At 71.7% G+C, this 14,560-nt stretch carries 18 protein-coding genes; 8 read left to right on the top strand and 10 right to left on the bottom strand.

Features of this window, described 5'->3' with window-relative positions; all coding sequences use genetic code 11:
• Positions 1-60: 60 nt before the first annotated feature.
• Entirely contained in the window at positions 61-687 is a 627-nt protein-coding gene (locus ASF28_RS02485; RefSeq protein WP_056087190.1) for a J domain-containing protein, read from the bottom strand.
• A 151-nt stretch (positions 688-838) separates the two neighbouring features.
• Between ASF28_RS02485 and ASF28_RS02480 the strand changes: the two genes are divergently transcribed.
• Both ASF28_RS02480 and arfB read left to right on the top strand, forming a co-directional pair.
• A complete protein-coding gene (locus ASF28_RS02480; protein WP_056087187.1) occupies positions 839-1,114 on the top strand; it encodes a BolA family protein in 276 nt (91 codons plus the stop codon).
• Positions 1,115-1,138: 24 nt separating this feature from the next.
• Positions 1,139-1,561, top strand: a complete 423-nt coding sequence (gene arfB, locus ASF28_RS02475) for an alternative ribosome rescue aminoacyl-tRNA hydrolase ArfB (RefSeq protein ID WP_056087184.1) — start codon at positions 1,139-1,141, stop codon at positions 1,559-1,561.
• Between the two features lie 17 nt (positions 1,562-1,578).
• Here arfB and ASF28_RS02470 read toward each other — a convergent pair whose 3' ends face one another.
• Together ASF28_RS02470 and ASF28_RS02465 are read right to left on the bottom strand one after the other, a co-directional pair.
• The gene (locus tag ASF28_RS02470) at positions 1,579-2,316 is read right to left on the bottom strand and encodes a YoaK family protein (protein WP_147709810.1); all 738 of its coding nucleotides are present in this window, start codon (positions 2,314-2,316) and stop codon (positions 1,579-1,581) included.
• 210 nt (positions 2,317-2,526) lie between these two features.
• Entirely contained in the window at positions 2,527-3,465 is a 939-nt protein-coding gene (locus ASF28_RS02465) for a class I SAM-dependent DNA methyltransferase (RefSeq protein WP_056087179.1), read from the bottom strand.
• 55 nt (positions 3,466-3,520) lie between these two features.
• On the opposite strand from ASF28_RS02465, the gene ASF28_RS02460 reads away from it, so the two are divergent.
• From ASF28_RS02460 to ASF28_RS02450, 3 genes are read left to right on the top strand one after another with little or no spacing between them, the layout of a single operon-like run.
• Complete coding sequence (locus ASF28_RS02460; RefSeq protein ID WP_056087176.1) at positions 3,521-4,561, top strand: ligase-associated DNA damage response exonuclease; 1,041 nt, start codon at positions 3,521-3,523, stop codon at positions 4,559-4,561.
• Positions 4,558-6,465: a cisplatin damage response ATP-dependent DNA ligase gene (locus ASF28_RS02455; protein WP_056087174.1), complete on the top strand. Its 1,908-nt coding sequence runs from the start codon at positions 4,558-4,560 to the stop codon at positions 6,463-6,465. Before ASF28_RS02460 ends, ASF28_RS02455 begins: the two co-directional genes overlap by 4 nt.
• Positions 6,462-6,932, top strand: coding sequence for a secondary thiamine-phosphate synthase enzyme YjbQ (locus ASF28_RS02450; protein WP_056087172.1), 471 nt, complete (start codon positions 6,462-6,464; stop codon positions 6,930-6,932). Before ASF28_RS02455 ends, ASF28_RS02450 begins: the two co-directional genes overlap by 4 nt.
• A 105-nt stretch (positions 6,933-7,037) precedes the next feature.
• Here the strand turns inward: ASF28_RS02450 and ASF28_RS02445 are convergent, their stop codons facing one another.
• The 5 genes from ASF28_RS02445 to queE form a co-directional block, all read right to left on the bottom strand.
• On the bottom strand, positions 7,038-7,427 hold the full coding sequence (locus tag ASF28_RS02445) for a helix-turn-helix domain-containing protein (protein WP_162239971.1): 390 nt from the start codon (positions 7,425-7,427) through the stop codon (positions 7,038-7,040).
• Between the two features lie 10 nt (positions 7,428-7,437).
• A complete protein-coding gene (locus ASF28_RS22810) occupies positions 7,438-7,779 on the bottom strand; it encodes a hypothetical protein (protein WP_162239970.1) in 342 nt (113 codons plus the stop codon).
• Between the two features lie 75 nt (positions 7,780-7,854).
• Positions 7,855-8,559: a 7-cyano-7-deazaguanine synthase QueC gene (gene queC / locus ASF28_RS02435; protein ID WP_056087162.1), complete on the bottom strand. Its 705-nt coding sequence runs from the start codon at positions 8,557-8,559 to the stop codon at positions 7,855-7,857.
• A complete protein-coding gene (gene queD / locus ASF28_RS02430; protein ID WP_056087159.1) occupies positions 8,556-8,921 on the bottom strand; it encodes a 6-carboxytetrahydropterin synthase QueD in 366 nt (121 codons plus the stop codon). Before queD ends, queC begins: the two co-directional genes overlap by 4 nt.
• Before the next feature lie 53 nt (positions 8,922-8,974).
• Positions 8,975-9,613, bottom strand: coding sequence for a 7-carboxy-7-deazaguanine synthase (gene queE / locus ASF28_RS02425; protein WP_056087156.1), 639 nt, complete (start codon positions 9,611-9,613; stop codon positions 8,975-8,977).
• A gap of 273 nt (positions 9,614-9,886) precedes the next feature.
• Between queE and ASF28_RS02420 the strand changes: the two genes are divergently transcribed.
• The 3 genes from ASF28_RS02420 (at position 9,887) to ASF28_RS02410 (ending at position 13,594) form a co-directional block, all read left to right on the top strand.
• On the top strand, positions 9,887-11,410 hold the full coding sequence (locus ASF28_RS02420) for a serine hydrolase (protein ID WP_056087153.1): 1,524 nt from the start codon (positions 9,887-9,889) through the stop codon (positions 11,408-11,410).
• Between the two features lie 62 nt (positions 11,411-11,472).
• Positions 11,473-12,594 carry a CobW family GTP-binding protein gene (locus ASF28_RS02415; protein WP_056087150.1) on the top strand — a complete coding sequence of 374 codons (1,122 nt, stop codon included), beginning with the start codon at positions 11,473-11,475 and terminating at the stop codon, positions 12,592-12,594.
• Positions 12,595-12,718: 124 nt separating this feature from the next.
• Entirely contained in the window at positions 12,719-13,594 is an 876-nt protein-coding gene (locus tag ASF28_RS02410) for a hypothetical protein (RefSeq protein ID WP_056087147.1), read from the top strand.
• 65 nt (positions 13,595-13,659) lie between these two features.
• Here ASF28_RS02410 and ASF28_RS02405 read toward each other — a convergent pair whose 3' ends face one another.
• Both ASF28_RS02405 and ASF28_RS02400 read right to left on the bottom strand, forming a co-directional pair.
• Positions 13,660-13,980 (bottom strand): HPr family phosphocarrier protein, encoded by a 321-nt coding sequence (locus ASF28_RS02405; protein WP_056087144.1) that lies wholly within the window; start codon positions 13,978-13,980, stop codon positions 13,660-13,662.
• A gap of 167 nt (positions 13,981-14,147) precedes the next feature.
• Entirely contained in the window at positions 14,148-14,549 is a 402-nt protein-coding gene (locus tag ASF28_RS02400; RefSeq protein WP_056087142.1) for a PTS sugar transporter subunit IIA, read from the bottom strand.
• Positions 14,550-14,560: the final 11 nt, after the last annotated feature.

Genomic DNA, 14,560 nt, shown 5'->3' with positions numbered 1-14,560 from the left:
GATTACCGCCCCGGATCGGACCCGACGGACCGGCAAAACCACGCAGGGTTCGTGCCGCGCTCAGCACAGACCGGCGGCGCGGAGCGCATCGTGGGCGCGGATGATGTCGCGCAGGCGCTCCTCGAACGAGCGGTCGCCGCCGTTGGCATCGGGGTGGAAGCGCTTCACCAGCACCTTGTACTGCGCCTTGATCGCCGCCGAATCGGCGTTCTCGTCAAGGCCCAGCACGTCCAGGGCCTTGAGGGTGGCCGCCGAATGGCGCGGCCGGCGCGGCTCGGGCTCGCGCTTGCGCCGGGCGGTCTCGCCCACGCCCTCGGCGCGCAGGATGTCGAGGGGATCGACGTAGGCCCAGTCGCGGGTGGCCTCGGGCTTCGGCTTCGCCGCGGCGGTCGCCGGGTTCACCCCCATGGCCCAGGTCGGGCGGTGGCCGATGATGGCGTCCTTCTGGAAGGCCTGCACGGCGGCGTCGTTCATGCCGTCGAAGTAGTTGTACGTGGCGTTGTAGGCCTTCACGTGGTCCATGCAGAAGCGCCAGTACTGCCCCTCCGCCTTGCGGCCCTTGGGGGCGCGGTAGAGGCCGGGGTTCTTGCAGCCGGGCGTGTCGCAGCCCTGCGCCGACGCCTTCTTCGGCTCGTCGCAGGACGGCTTGATGCGGATGCTGTCGAACAGGGGCGAGTTGAGATCCATGATGGGGCGATTATGAGAGGGCGGGTCGCAGACACAAGGGCGCCGGGCCTGATGCCGCATGCGGACATCGGGGGTTGACGGGAGCGGCGCGCGAAGCCCGAACAGGCGGGCGCCGCACGGGGCCGCCCATCCGGCCGGAGGAGACCGCACGATGACGACCATGAGGGACTGGATCGACGAGACCCTGCGGAGCGCGCTCGCGCCGACGCATCTCGACGTGATCGACGAATCGCACCTGCACGCGGGCCATTCCGGGGCGCGGCCCGAGGGCGAGACGCATTTCCGACTCGACGTCGTCTCGGCGGCCTTCGACGGCAAGAGCCGGGTCGAGCGCCACCGCATCGTCAACGGCGCCCTCGATCCGGCGTTCAAGCGCGGCCTGCACGCCCTCGCCGTGCGGGCGCGGACGCCGTCCGAAGCCGCCTGATCCCTCGGGTCGGAGACCGCTGCCGTGGCGCTTCAGTGCACGCCCCAGATCGCCATCGACGAGGCGGAGCTCGACGAGACCTTCGTGCGCGCCTCGGGGCCGGGCGGGCAGAACGTCAACAAGCTCTCCACCGCCGTGCAGCTGCGCTTCGACGCGCGGCGCTCGCCGTCCCTGCCCAACGCCGTGGCGGTGCGGCTCATGCGCCTCGCCGGCCGGCGCCTGACCCTGGACGGCATCATCGTCATCTCGGCCCAGCAGCACCGGACCCAGGACCGCAACCGGGCCGATGCCCGCGAGCGCCTCGCCGCCCTGGTGGCGGAGGCCGCCGTGCCGCCGACCCCGCGCCGGGCGACGCGCCCGACGCTCGCCTCGAAGAAGCGGCGCCTCGAGGACAAGTCGAAGCGCGGCGACACCAAGCGCCTGCGCGGGGACCGCGGCGACGGGTGACCGCGGCTCCGTCCGCCTCAGGGCTTCGGGGCGGCGGCGCCGTCCGGCGGATGGTGCTCGACCTCGCCGCTGACATAGGCGCTGCCGGGCCTGGCGATGGTGAGCACCAGGGCGATCATCGCCAGCAGGGCCGCCAGGGCCGCCGGGAACAGGAACGCGTCCTCGCCGTACTGGGTCTGCAGGAAGCCGCCGATGACGGCGCCGGTGCTGAGTGCCGCCCACAGGGGGGCCTGGATCCAGAACGAGGGCGCCACGGTGCCGAGGATGAGGTTCGCGAGCCCCGTCCCGAACCGCACCACGGCGCCGGTGACGTAGGTGAGCGCGAGGCTGCGCCCGCCCTCGTCCTGCAGGGTCGCGTTCTGGAGACCCAGCGCGATGACGATGGGATAGGCGTGGAGCGGGAACGCGAAGGTGCCGTGCGGCACGATGAGCCCGACGGTGAGCAGCACCGCCTGGAGCAGCAGCAGGACCGACAGGCGCCAGCGTCCGACCCAGGCGGCGATGAGCGTGCCCGCGAAGGCTCCGAAGCAGAACAGGATGATGACGGAGGCGACGCGGGACGCGCCCTCCCAGTCGAACCGGCTCACCGACACGCCGAACCGGGTCGTGTTTCCGCTCATGAACGACATGAACAGCTGCGAGAATTCCAGGAACCCGATGGAATCGGCGCAGCCCGCCACGGCTGACAGGGCGAGGGCGAACGGGATGCGCGTTCGCGCGCTGGCGGGAAACGACTTGTTCTGCGGGTCTGCCATGGGGTCTCCGAGAGACGGCTGATGCGGGGGAAGGCCGGACTCCATACGCGCCCGGACGCGCGAAAGGTTCGTGGGCGTCGCGGATTGCGCCCATGGCGTGCCACGCGGCACCTGTCCACCATTCCGGCTCACCGGAGCGGGATGAGGCGCTGACGTTCTCGTGAGCGGGGCCGATCCCGCGAACGCCGCTCGACCGCGCCGATGGACGGATCAGGCGGGCCGGCGCGCGACGACGATGCGCCCCGGAACCGGCAGGCCGCGTTCGCGCCGGAGGGTCGCCGCCTCGAAGTGGTCGAGGGTGAGGCCGGCCCGGGCCACGGCGTCCCGCACCAGGGCATCGCCGTGGGCGTAGCGGGCATCCGCCCCGAGGACGAGGCCGTCGCCCGCATGCGACTGCACGCTGAAGGCGAGGCGCCCGTTCGGCCGCAGCACCCGGACGGCCCCCGCCAGGAGCCCGGTGAGCGCCCCGACATAGATCATCACGTCGGCGGCGGTGACGAGGTCGGTCGCCGCCTCGGCTTCGGCCATGATCCCGGCGACGAGGTCGCCCTCGACGAGGCGGGCATAGCGCTTCCCCCGGGCGGCCTCGGCCAGCATGAGGGGCGAGAGGTCGATGCCGGTGAGGTGACGCGCCCGGTCCCCCAGGGCCGCGCCCATCAGGCCGGTGCCGCAGCCGAGGTCGAGCACGGACTCGTAGGCCGCCGGCGCCTCCGGGAGGGCGTCGAGGGCCGCCACCATGAGTTCCGGCGCGCGATAGGCGAGATCGTCGACGAGATGGCGCTCGAACCGGGCGGCATAGGCGTCGAACAGGGTGCGGATGTAGGCCGGCGAGATCGCCGCGAGAACGCCGCCGTCGCCGATCTGCGCCAGCGCCAGCCGGGCGCCCTGGTTGTCGTCGGGGTCGAGGTCGAGGGCCGCCGCGTAGGCGCGCAGGGCCGCGTGGTGGTCGCGCAAGTCGCCATGGCTGACGTAGCGGGCCTCCCGTGCCCGGCCGAGGAGGAACCAGGCCGGGGCGTAGCGGGGCGCGATCTCCAGGGTCTGCTCCGCCATCTCGGCCGACCCCAGGGCGTCGCCCTCGGCGAGGCACGCTTCGGCGTAGGCGTAGCGTCTGTCGGCGAGGAACTCGCCGGAACCGGAAGGGCGCGACATGCTGGGTGGGGGAGTCCGCTTCGCTCGGGGATCGGGCGCCCTATATGCCGCGCCGATGACCTTCAGCGCCAGCGATCTCCTCACCCTGACCCGCGAGGGGCTGTACTGCCCCCTCGGCGACTTCCACGTCGATCCGACCTGGCCCGTGCCCCGGGCCCTGATCACCCACGGCCATGCCGACCATGCCCGCGCCGGCCACGGACAGGTGCTCGCCACCGGCCAGACCCTGCGGATCATGGCCGTGCGCTACGGCGAGGACTTTTGCACGACGCGCCAGGAGGCGCACCTGGGGGAGGACATCCGCATCGGCGACGTCACCGTGCGCTTCGCGCCGGCCGGCCACGTCCTCGGCTCGGCCCAGATCGCGATCCAGGCGCGGGGCGTGCGCGTCGTGGTCTCGGGCGACTACAAGCGCGCGCCCGACCCGACCTGCCTGCCGTTCGAGGTCATGCCCTGCGACGTGTTCATCACCGAGGCGACCTTCGGCCTGCCGGTGTTCCGGATGCCCGACACCCGCGACGAGGTCCAGAAACTCCTCGATTCCGTGGCGCTGTTTCCCGAGCGCGCCCACATCGTCGGCGCCTACGCCCTCGGCAAGGCCCAGCGGGTGATGGCCCTGCTGCGGCAGGCCGGCTACGACCGTCCCATCTACCTCCATGGCGCCATGGAGAAACTGACGGAGCTCTACAAGCAGGAGGGCATCCCCCTGGGTGAGACCCCGAAGGTGGTGGCGGCCGAGCGCGGAAAACTCCACGGCGCCATCGTGCTGTGCCCGCCCTCCGCCATCCAGGACGTGTGGTCGCGAAAATTCCCCGACCCCGTCGCCTCGTTCGCGTCGGGCTGGATGCGGGTGCGGGCCCGCGCCCGCCAGAAGGGCGCCGAACTGCCCCTGTGCATCTCCGACCATTCCGACTGGCCCGACCTCTGCCGCACGATCCGGGAGACCGGGGCCGGCGAGGTCTGGGTCACCCACGGGCAGGAGGACGCCCTGGTGCACTGGTGCGGGACGCAAGGGATCAAGGCCAAGCCCCTGCACCTGCTGGGCTACGGCGACGACGGCGAGGCCGAGCCGGGCGTCGCGGAGGTCGCCGCGTGAACGAGTTCGCCCACCTCCTCGACCGCCTCGCCTACGAGCCGCGCCGCAACGCCAAGCTGCGCCTGCTGCAGGATTACTTTTCGCGGGCGCCCGACCCGGAGCGCGGATTCGCCCTCGCGGCCATGACCGGCAACCTGACGTTTCGCGAGGCCAAGCCCGCGATGATCCGGGGGCTGGTGGAGGCGCGGGTCGATCCGGTGCTGTTCGCCCTGTCGCACAACTACGTCGGCGATCTCGCCGAGACCACGGCGCTGATCTGGCCGGCGCCGGAACATCCCCTGGCCTCGACGGCTCCCAGTCCTCCGGCATCGGGCGGGCAGCGCGGGTCCCCTCTCCTGGAAGGAGAGGGACAGGGTGAGGTGTGCGAACTCTCCGGAGATGTCCCACACCTCACCCCAACCCTCTCCTTCCAGGAGAGGGAGCCTGCGCCTCACGCCGACACGTCGGGCACCCCTCCGGCATGGGGAGGGTCAGCGCCGCCGCCCCCCGGCCACAACAACCCGCCGCCCCACATCCCCACCCTCTCGGAGGTGGTCGAGACCCTCGCCACCATCAAGAAGGCCGACCTGCCGGGGCACATCGCCACCTGGCTCGATGCCCTCGACGAGACCGGGCGCTGGGCGCTCCTGAAGCTCATCACCGGGGCCCTGCGCGTCGGCGTCTCGGCCCGCCTCGCCAAGACCGCCGTGGGCGCGCTCGGCGGCCACGAGGCCGACGCCGTGGAGGAGGTCTGGCACGGGATGGTGCCGCCCTATCTCAGCCTGTTCGCCTGGGTCGAGGGCCGGGCCGAGCGTCCGACGACGCTGAACCCGGCGCCGTTCCGGCCACCGATGCTGTCCCACCCCATCGACGAAAACGGAGATTTCGAAAAACTCGATCCGGCGGCGTTCTCCGGCGAGTGGAAGTGGGACGGCATCCGCGTCCAGCTCTCGGGCGGGCGCGACGAGGCCGGGGCCCAGGTCGCGAAGGTCTATTCGCGCACGGGCGAGGACATCACCGACGCGTTCCCGGACCTGGCGCAGGCCATCACCTTCACGGGGACCCTGGACGGCGAGCTGCTGATCCTGAAGGAATCCCGCGTGCAGAGCTTCAACGTCCTGCAGCAGCGCCTCAACCGCAAGGCCGTGACCCCGAAGCTCCTGGAGGAATTCCCGGCCCATGTCCGGGCCTACGACCTCCTCACGGCGGAGGGCGAGGACCTGCGCCCGCTCCCCTTCGCCGAGCGCCGCGCCCGCCTCGAGACCTTCGTCGCCGCCCTCGACCATGCCCGCATCGACCTGTCGCCCCTGGTGCCGTTCGCGACCTGGGAGGATCTGGCCGAGGCCCGCGCCGACCCGGCCGCCGTGGGGGCGGGAGAGGATGCCGACGCCATCGAGGGCGTGATGCTGAAACTGCGCGACAGCCCGTACCTGCCCGGTCGCCCGAAGGGGCCGTGGTGGAAGTGGAAGCGCGAGCCCCACCTCGTCGACGCCGTGATGATGTACGCCCAGCGCGGCCACGGGAAGCGCTCGTCGTTCTACTCGGACTACACCTTCGGGGTCTGGCGCCCCCGCGAGGACGGCAGCCCGGAACTCGTGCCCGTGGGCAAGGCCTATCACGGCTTCACCGACGCGGAGCTGGCCAAGCTCGACCGCTACGTCCGCAACCACACCACCAAGCGCTTCGGCCCCGTGCGCGAGGTCGCGTATGGCCTTGAGGAAGGCCTGGTGCTGGAGATCGCCTTCGAGGGGGTGCAGCGCTCGACCCGGCACAAGTCCGGCGTGGCGCTCCGCTTCCCCCGGGTCCACCGTATCCGCTGGGACAAGCCGGCGGCCGAGGCCGACGGGATCGCTGTCCTGGAGACCATCCTGGCCCGGGGGACGAGCAAGATCGCCCCGGGCGCCACCCCGGAGAATTCCCCATGACGCGCGGAGCCAGGATCGGCGGACTCGACGGGTTTCGGGCGGGCGCCGTGAGTGCCCAGGCGAGCGCCCGCCTCGTGGTCTCGACGCCCGGACCGGGATTCACCGACATCACCGCCCGCGTGGCCGAGTTCGTGCAGCAGAGCGGGATCAGCCAGGGCGTGCTGAGCGTGTTCTGCCGGCACACCTCGGCCTCCCTGACCATCCAGGAGAACGCCGACCCCGACGTCCAGACCGACCTGATGACGGCGCTGGACGGGCTCGCCCCGCGCCACGGCGCCTACATCCACGGCAGCGAGGGGCCGGACGACATGCCGGCCCATATCCGCACGATGGTGACGGAATCCGGGCTCACCGTGCCGGTGTTGGACGGCCGGCTGGCCCTGGGCACGTGGCAGGGGATCTACCTCATCGAGCACCACGACCGGCCGTACCGGCGGGAGCTTGTTTTGGCGGTGGTGGGGGCGTGAGGCGGCTCCAGGGCCCTGGCCGCGGAAGCGCATCACCGCCGGGGCTCAAGACCTCGGCCTTCACCCCGGCTCCGCGCGAACCTGCTGCCGACAGGCCGCGGCGGCTCAGCCGGTCGTGGTTCCACCCCTGGCAAGGGCATCCACGACGGCCTCCGGGTGGCGATGGATCGTCCAGATCAGGGTCATGGCCGTGGCGTTCGGCTTCGACTTGCCCTGCTCCCAGTTCTTGACCGTCGCTTCCTCTAGCCCGAACCGCAGGGCGAACTGACTTTGCGAGAGATGCAGGGCCTCCCGCACGATCCGGACGGAGATCTGGTCCGGCCAATGCCTTCGGGCTTCGATGCCCAGAGCTGTCAGCTCCGATATCAGATGGTTCAGGCTCTCGACCTTCGGCACCTCGACATAGGCCTCGTCCGTATCGAACAGTTCCGTCATGACCGCGTGGGCGGCCTTCACCGGGAGATGCCGACGCACCAGGGCACGGGCCGCCGCCACCGTGTTCAGGTCAGCGTCCGGCCGTCGCTTGAGGCTGAGGCGTTCTGCGGAGCCTTCGCGGACGGGCTGCTCGTCCCGGATTTGCACCCGTGGTCCGAACGCCGCCAACAATGTGGATCTCGTCGACATCCAGCTCCTCCATGACGCCCTGCGCGATGTCCCGGAGCCCGGCCGCGCCCCATTGCTTCATGGAATCGCCACCGATGTGCAGGCCGGTCAACGTCAGGATTCGGCCCGAGACCGACACCTCGGCCATCACGTCGAGCGACCCACAAGGGGTCTGCACCTCGACGGTGAAGATCGGGTCATCGCTGTTGGCGTGATCGACGACGATCCTGACTTCGCGAGCCACTGAGCAGCCTATGCCATACGCAACTTGCGTACAAGATGCGACAGGTCCTCTCCACGGAAAGTCTGGCGGCGAGCCTCAGACCGCCTCCGCCACGAACGCCCGATACCCCTTCGCCCGCAACGCGCAGGCCGGGCACGTCCCGCAGCCGTACCCCCAGTCATGCCGCGCCCCGCGCTCCCCGAGGTAGCAGGTGTGGCTTGCCTCGACGACGAGGTCGACCAGGGGCCGGCCGCCAAGGTCTTCGGCGAGGCGCCAGGTCGCGGCCTTGTCGATCCACATGAGCGGGGTGTGGAGGACGAAGCGGCGGGCCATGCCGAGGTTGAGGGCCACCTGCAGGGCCTTGATGGTGTCGTCGCGGCAATCCGGGTAGCCGGAGTAATCCGTCTCGCACATGCCGCCGACGATGTGGCGCAGGCCCCGGCGATAGGCCAGGGCCGCCGCGAAGGTGAGGAACACGAGGTTGCGGCCCGGCACGAAGGTGTTGGGCAGGCCGTCCGCCGTCATGGCGATTTCCGTGTCGCGGGTGAGCGCGGTGTCGGAGACGGCGCCGAGCGCCGCGAGGTCGAGGGTGTGGTCGGGGCCGAGGCGGCGCGCCCAGGCCGGGTTCAGGGCGCTCATGCCCGCGCGCAGGGCGGCGCGGCCGTCGAGCTCGATGCGGTGGCGCTGGCCATAATCGAAGCCGAGGGTCTCGACGCGGGGGAAGCGGTCCAGGGCCCAGGCGAGGCAGGTGGCCGAATCCTGGCCGCCGGAGAACAGGACCAGGGCGCCGTCGTCGCTCATGGTTGCCCGTCGCCCTCGTACTCGGCCCACGACATCGGGGTCTCGTACACCTTCACGGCGGACAGGGCCGGCAGGGCCGCCTTGGTCCGCGCCCAGATCCAGGCGGCGATGTGCTCGGCCGTGGGGTTCTCCAACCCTTCGATGTCGTTGAGGCAGTAATGGTCGAGCTGCAGCAGCACCGGCGCGAAGGCGTGCTCGACGTCGAAGAAGTCCACCACCCAGCCGGTCTGCGGATCGACGGCGCCGGTGAGGGTCAACTCGACCCGGTAGGAATGCCCGTGCATGCGGTGGCAGCGATGGGTCTCGGGCACGTTGGGCAGGCGGTGGGCCGCCTCGAAGGTGAAGGCTTGGGTGATCTTCATGGGTCGCACTCTCGTCCGGTTCGCACGCTATCCGATTCGCACGCGCTGGCCCCCTACGGGATGCCGATGATCTTGTGGGTCTGCAGGGACAGGCGCCAGCGCGCGTCGGCCCGGCAATAGGCCACCGCCGCCTCGGTGTTGGCGAGGCGCGCCGGCCCGTCCATGGGCTGGAGCCAGTGGTGGCGGAAGGCGAGGTCGGCGAAACGGGCCGGATCGGCCTCGGCCTCGGCCTGGGGGAAGACCAGCTTCAGCTCGTGGCCCGTGGTCTGCACGAGGGGATTGCCGGCCTTGGGGCTGACGCAGATCCAGTCGATGCCCTCGGGGGCCGCCAGGGTGCCGTTGGTCTCCACCGCGATCTCGAAGCCGCGCGCATGCACCGCCGCGATGAGGGCGGGATCGAGCTGGAGCAGGGGCTCGCCGCCGGTGAAGACCACGTAAAGGTGATGCGGCCCGCCGGCCCAGGTCCCGGCGATGGCGTCGGCGAGGAGTTCGGGCGTGGCGAACCGGCCGCCGCCCTCGCCGTCCATGCCGATGAAGTCCGTGTCGCAGAAGCGGCAGGCGGCCGTGGCGCGGTCCTGCTCGCGGCCGGACCACAGGTTGCAGCCGGCGAACCGGCAGAACACCGCGGCGCGGCCCGCCTGCGCGCCTTCGCCCTGGAGGGTGTGGAAGAGTTCCTTGACCGCGTAAGCCATGCTGTCCCTGGGCACCCGCCGGGTGCGACTGTCTCGTTCGCACATAGGCCGGGTCTGGCCGCGAGGCCACCGCTTCGCGCGGGGAGGGGGCATGCCACGCCCGGCTGGCCCGTGCACCGCGAAAGGCTTCGCCATGCTCTCGCCACGGAGGCCGGGTTGTTGGCGGGGGAACCGGGGCACGCGACGCCTCGCACAAGCTTTGCCGTTACCCTACTGTGTCCCGCGCGGTCCGAGTCCCCTCGGGCCGGACCGGACCCTTCCGAGACAGGCCTGATGTCGAACCCCCTGATGAGGCGCCTCGCCCTTGGTTTCGCGGCGTGCGCCGGCCTGCTCGGCGCGAGTTCCGCCGGTGCGGTCACGGCGCCGATCCTCGTGGTCGAGGTCGATTCCGGCAAGGTGATCTACGCCCAGGGCGCCACCGACCCGTGGTTTCCCGCCTCCATCACCAAGCTGATGACCGCCTACGTCGCCCTCGATCTCGTGCGCCAGGGCAAGGTCTCGCTGGATTCGCTGATCACCATCTCGGCCGCCGCCGCCGCCGAGCCGCCCTCGAAGATGGGTTTTCGCCCCGGCACCCAGCTTACCCTCGACAACGCCCTGAAGATCATCATGGTGAAGTCGGCCAACGACGTCGCCTGGGCCATCGGCGAGAACCTCGGCGGCTCCATCGACGGCTTCTCCGCCCTGATGAACGAGACCGCCGCCCGCATCGGCATGCGCGAGAGCCGCTGGACCAACCCCAACGGCCTGCCCGATGCCCGGCAATGGACCTCGGCCCGCGACATGGCGGTCCTCGGCCGCGCCCTGATCCGCGACTTTCCCGACAGCCGAGGCTTGTTCTCCATCTCGGCGATCCAGTTCGGCAAGTCGATCATGGCCAACCACAACGGCCTGCTCGGGCGCTACGCCGGCGCCGACGGCATGAAGACCGGCTTCATCTGCTCGGGCGGCTTCAACGTGGTGTCGAGCGCCACCCGCAACGGGCGCCGCCTCATCACCGTGGTCATGGGCCAGCCGAGCGCCCGCGAGCGCGACCTCAAGGCCTCCGACCTGTTCGATTACGGCTTCGGCCAATCGACGGGCTGGACCGCCCAGACCCTCGAATCCCTGCCGGCCTCCGCCATCTCCGAGCCGCCGGACCTGCGCCCCTACATCTGCGACCGGAAGAAGCCCATGCCGGTGGACGAGGGTCCGGGCGCCATCGCGGGCAACACTGACAGCTCCAACGCCCAGATCCTCGCCGCCGCCGCCCTGCCGGGCTCGGCCCTGGCCCTCGCCACCCTCAACAACGGCGCCATGCGGGGCCGCGCCCTGCCGGCCCGCGCCCCGCTCCAGCCGATCCCCGTCTGGATCGGCCGCGATCCGGCCGAGGGTGCCATCGCGCTGAACGCCCAGGCGGAGGCCGACAAGGCCGAGCGCGCCCAGACCCTGGCCGCCGCCCGCAAGGCCCGCCTCGACACCGTCGCGGCCCGCCGCGAGGCGGCCAAGGAGGCCCGCCAGGCGCAGATGAAGGGTGGGGCCAAGACACCGGAAGTGAAGAAGGCCCTGGCGCGCGGCAAAGCCGCCGTGCCGTCCACCGCCAGCGCCTACGCCCCCGTCGAGGCGACGCCGGTGATGGAGGGCGCCCCGAAGCTCAAGGTGAACACCCTGCGCAAGCCCGCCGCCAAGGTGCAGCCCAAGGCCGCGAAGCCCGAGGCGAAGGCGGAGACCAAGCCGGTCAAGGCTGCCGCCAAGCCCGCCATCAAGTCCGCAGCCAAGCCGGCCGGCCGCTCGGCGAAGGCGGCGGAGGACGAGTAGCGCGGGCCCGATCCGACCGCGCGGCGATTGAGCCCGGCGCCGTGCCGGGGTAGGTCATCGCCATGACCGATTCCTCCGCGTCCGTCCTCTCGGCCCCCGATCCCCGCGCGCCCGAGCCGATCCCGCTCACCGTCCTCACGGGCTTCCTCGGGGCCGGCAAGACCACCCTGCTCAACCGGATGCTCAAGGAGCCGGCGCTCGCCGACACCGTGGTCATCGTCAACGAGTTCGGCGAGATCGGCCTCGACCACCTCCTCATCGAGACGGTGGACGAGGGCATGATCCTGCTGGGTGCCGGCTGCCTGTGCTGCACCGTGCGCGGCGACCTCATCGCCACCCTGGAAGACCTCCTGCGCAAGCGCGACAACGGCCGCATCCCGCCGTTCCGCCGCGTGGTCATCGAGACCACGGGGCTCGCCGACCCGGCCCCGATCCTCCACGCCCTGATCTACCACCCCTACCTCGTCATGCGGTACCGGCTGCAGGGCGTCGTCACGGTGGTGGACGCGGTCAACGGCGACGCGACCCTCGACGCCCACCCGGAGGCCGTCCGCCAGGCGGCGGTGGCCGACCGGCTGGTGCTGACGAAGGCGGATCTCGCCGAGGGCGGGACCGAACCCCTCGAGGCGCGCCTGCGCGCCCTCAACCCCGCCGCCGCGATCCACGGGCCCGACGTGGCGCCGGCCGACCTCCTCGGCGGGTTCTTCGGCCTCGACGGCAAGGGCGCCGACGTCGCCGCCTGGCTCGGGGCCGAGGCGGTGGACGCGCACCACCACCATCATCACGGCCACCACCATCACGACGTGAACCGCCACGACGCCGCGATCCGCGCCTTCACCCTGACCCATGACGCCCCGGTGCCGCGCGCCCGGTTCGAGATGTTCCTCGACCTCGTGCGCTCGGCCCACGGACCGAAGCTCCTGCGCCTCAAGGGCCTCGTGGCGCTGGCCGACGCGCCGGACAACCCCGTCGTCGTCCACGGGGTTCAGCACATCGTCCACGCGCCCGTGCACCTCGACGCCTGGCCCGACGACGACCGGCGCTCGCGCCTCGTCCTCATCGTGCGCGACCTCGATCCGGCCTTCGTCACCGGCCTGTGGGACGCCTTCCTCGGCCGTCCGCGCATCGACGCCCCCGACATGGCGGCGCTGACCGACAACCCCCTGGCGATCCCGGGCGGTTGAGGGCCGCCCGATTCCCGGTCCGGGGCGGACCGGCGCGGCCCCGATCTTGAACCCGAGACCGCAATGGGGCGCCCCCGGGCGCCGGACCGTCCCGAACCGGGACGCGGGTGGGACTTGTTTCTTGATGGCGGCACGGCGGTTCACGGTGATCACGGGTGGCGTTTTCGGGGATGCGCCGGGGTTCGACGGGGCGGGGCTTGCCGACACCGACGCCCGGCCCATGGAATCCTGGTCCATCGACCTGTGCCGTCCGGGGCAGGTCGTGCCCGAGGCGGAAGCGGCGTGGCGCGCCGTCCTGACCCGGACGGGCGTGTCGGACCCGTTCGCCGACCCCGACTATCTCCAGGCTGCCGCCCGGCACGGGGCGGGCGGGCGCGAGGTGGTGTTCGCCCTCGCCTGGGGCCGGACGGGGGCGCGGCGCACCCTGTGCGGCGCGATCCCCCTGACGATACCGAACCCGATGTGGGGCCACGGGCGCATCGGCCCGTGGCAGCCCTACGGCTGCGCGGTGACGCCGGCCGTCGAGGCTCCGCACGGGGACGCGGTGCAGGCGGCCTTGCTCGCGCATCTCCGGACCCTGCGCCGGGGCGCGAGCCTCGACCTCGCCCTCGCGGCGCCGGCGACCCGTCCGGTCCTCAGGCCGGTGCCCGATGCGGTCCGCATCCCGGCCCACAACCTGCTCGACGTCGGCGGCGCCGGTGCGTCGTCCCGCGAGCGCATCGTCGCGCCGGATCGCATCCGCGACGCCGTGGAGGAATTCCTGATCCTCGACGCCGCCCATGCGGCGGCCCCGATCATCGGCGACCCCTCGGAGGCGGCCCTGGTCCGGGTGGTCACCCGCCTGTTCGCCCGCCGCCGCCAGGCCGCCGTCGACCTGACCCGCCGGGACGGCCGCGTCGTCGCCGCCGCCCTGCACCTCGGCACGGGCCCGCACGCCGTCGTCTGGCGCCGGGCCTCCGAGGGGATGGCGGGGACGGCCCGCCTCGACCGCTCGGCGTAGGAGCTTCGCCGGCCGGCGTTCCGGTGGGAAGGGCGCTCGCACGTCCGCGAGAGTGCCCGCCGTCCCTACTCGTCCTCGCCGAACCTGTTGGCGAGGAGATCGGTGATCGCCTGCAGGCTGGCTTCGGCCTCCGGGCCCGAGGTCACCACCGCGATGGTGGTGCCCTGCGCGGCGCCGAGGGTCAGCAGGCCCATGATCGAGCGTCCCCCCACCGTCTCGCCCGCGCGGGTGACCGTGACGGCGGCGTCGTAGCGTTCGACGGTCTGGACGAACTTCGCCGAAGCCCTGGCGTGCAGGCCGCGCCGGTTGACGATGGGAAGCACCCGCAACAGCCCGCCCTCGGGGACGGGGGGCAGGGCCTCTTCGGAATCCTCGTCGTCGATCATGCGCTTGTCGCCAATCCTCGCCCGCCGGCGCGCCGTTGTGTCGGCGCCGGAACCATCACACTGGCCTGTAGGCGGTTGCCACGGCGTAAGGAAGGCAGGCGCGCGGCCGCGACGTTTCGGGACACCGCGCGCCGGACGCGCGTTGCCGGATGCCGCTTGGCCCGACGCTACTTGCCGGCCAGGACCCGCGAGGCGACGTTGATGTACTTCCGGCCCGCCTCCTGGGCGTGCAGCACCGCGTCGCCCAGGGGCTCGGCGTCGCGCACGCTGGCGAGCTTGATCAGCATGGGCAGGTTGATCCCGGCCACGACCTCGACCTGGCCGCCGTTCATGCACGACAGGGCGAGGTTGGAGGGCGTGCCCCCGAACATGTCGGTGAGCACGACGACGCCCTTGCCCGAATTCACGCGGCCGACGGCCGTCATGATGTCGAGCCGCCGCAATTCCATGTCGTCCTCGGGCCCGATCGTGATGGTCTCGATCTGCTTCTGCGGCCCGACGACGTGTTCAAGGGCAGCCTTGAACTCCGTCGCGAGCAGCCCGTGGGTGACGAGCACCATTCCAATCATCGACGCGGATT

The organism is Methylobacterium sp. Leaf99, assembly GCF_001422375.1.
In the GTDB taxonomy this organism is placed as follows: Bacteria; Pseudomonadota; Alphaproteobacteria; order Rhizobiales; family Beijerinckiaceae; genus Methylobacterium.
Note: the sequence above shows the minus strand (reverse complement) of the source record. Positions and strands in the feature narration are given on the sequence as shown.

Excerpts from the sequence above, each read along its gene's own strand:
- ASF28_RS02485 (WP_056087190.1), bottom strand. The coding sequence starts at position 687 with ATGGATCTCAACTCGCCCCTGTTCGACAGCATCCGCATCAAGCCGTCC.
- ASF28_RS02480 (WP_056087187.1), top strand. The coding sequence starts at position 839 with ATGACGACCATGAGGGACTGGATCGACGAGACCCTGCGGAGCGCGCTC.
- ASF28_RS02470 (WP_147709810.1), bottom strand. The coding sequence starts at position 2,316 with ATGGCAGACCCGCAGAACAAGTCGTTTCCCGCCAGCGCGCGAACGCGC.
- ASF28_RS02465 (WP_056087179.1), bottom strand. The coding sequence starts at position 3,465 with ATGTCGCGCCCTTCCGGTTCCGGCGAGTTCCTCGCCGACAGACGCTAC.
- ASF28_RS02460 (WP_056087176.1), top strand. The coding sequence starts at position 3,521 with ATGACCTTCAGCGCCAGCGATCTCCTCACCCTGACCCGCGAGGGGCTG.
- ASF28_RS02450 (WP_056087172.1), top strand. The coding sequence starts at position 6,462 with ATGACGCGCGGAGCCAGGATCGGCGGACTCGACGGGTTTCGGGCGGGC.
- queC (WP_056087162.1), bottom strand. The coding sequence starts at position 8,559 with ATGAGCGACGACGGCGCCCTGGTCCTGTTCTCCGGCGGCCAGGATTCG.
- queD (WP_056087159.1), bottom strand. The coding sequence starts at position 8,921 with ATGAAGATCACCCAAGCCTTCACCTTCGAGGCGGCCCACCGCCTGCCC.
- queE (WP_056087156.1), bottom strand. The coding sequence starts at position 9,613 with ATGGCTTACGCGGTCAAGGAACTCTTCCACACCCTCCAGGGCGAAGGC.
- ASF28_RS02420 (WP_056087153.1), top strand. The coding sequence starts at position 9,887 with ATGTCGAACCCCCTGATGAGGCGCCTCGCCCTTGGTTTCGCGGCGTGC.
- ASF28_RS02415 (WP_056087150.1), top strand. The coding sequence starts at position 11,473 with ATGACCGATTCCTCCGCGTCCGTCCTCTCGGCCCCCGATCCCCGCGCG.
- ASF28_RS02410 (WP_056087147.1), top strand. The coding sequence starts at position 12,719 with ATGGCGGCACGGCGGTTCACGGTGATCACGGGTGGCGTTTTCGGGGAT.
- ASF28_RS02405 (WP_056087144.1), bottom strand. The coding sequence starts at position 13,980 with ATGATCGACGACGAGGATTCCGAAGAGGCCCTGCCCCCCGTCCCCGAG.
- ASF28_RS02400 (WP_056087142.1), bottom strand. The coding sequence starts at position 14,549 with ATGATTGGAATGGTGCTCGTCACCCACGGGCTGCTCGCGACGGAGTTC.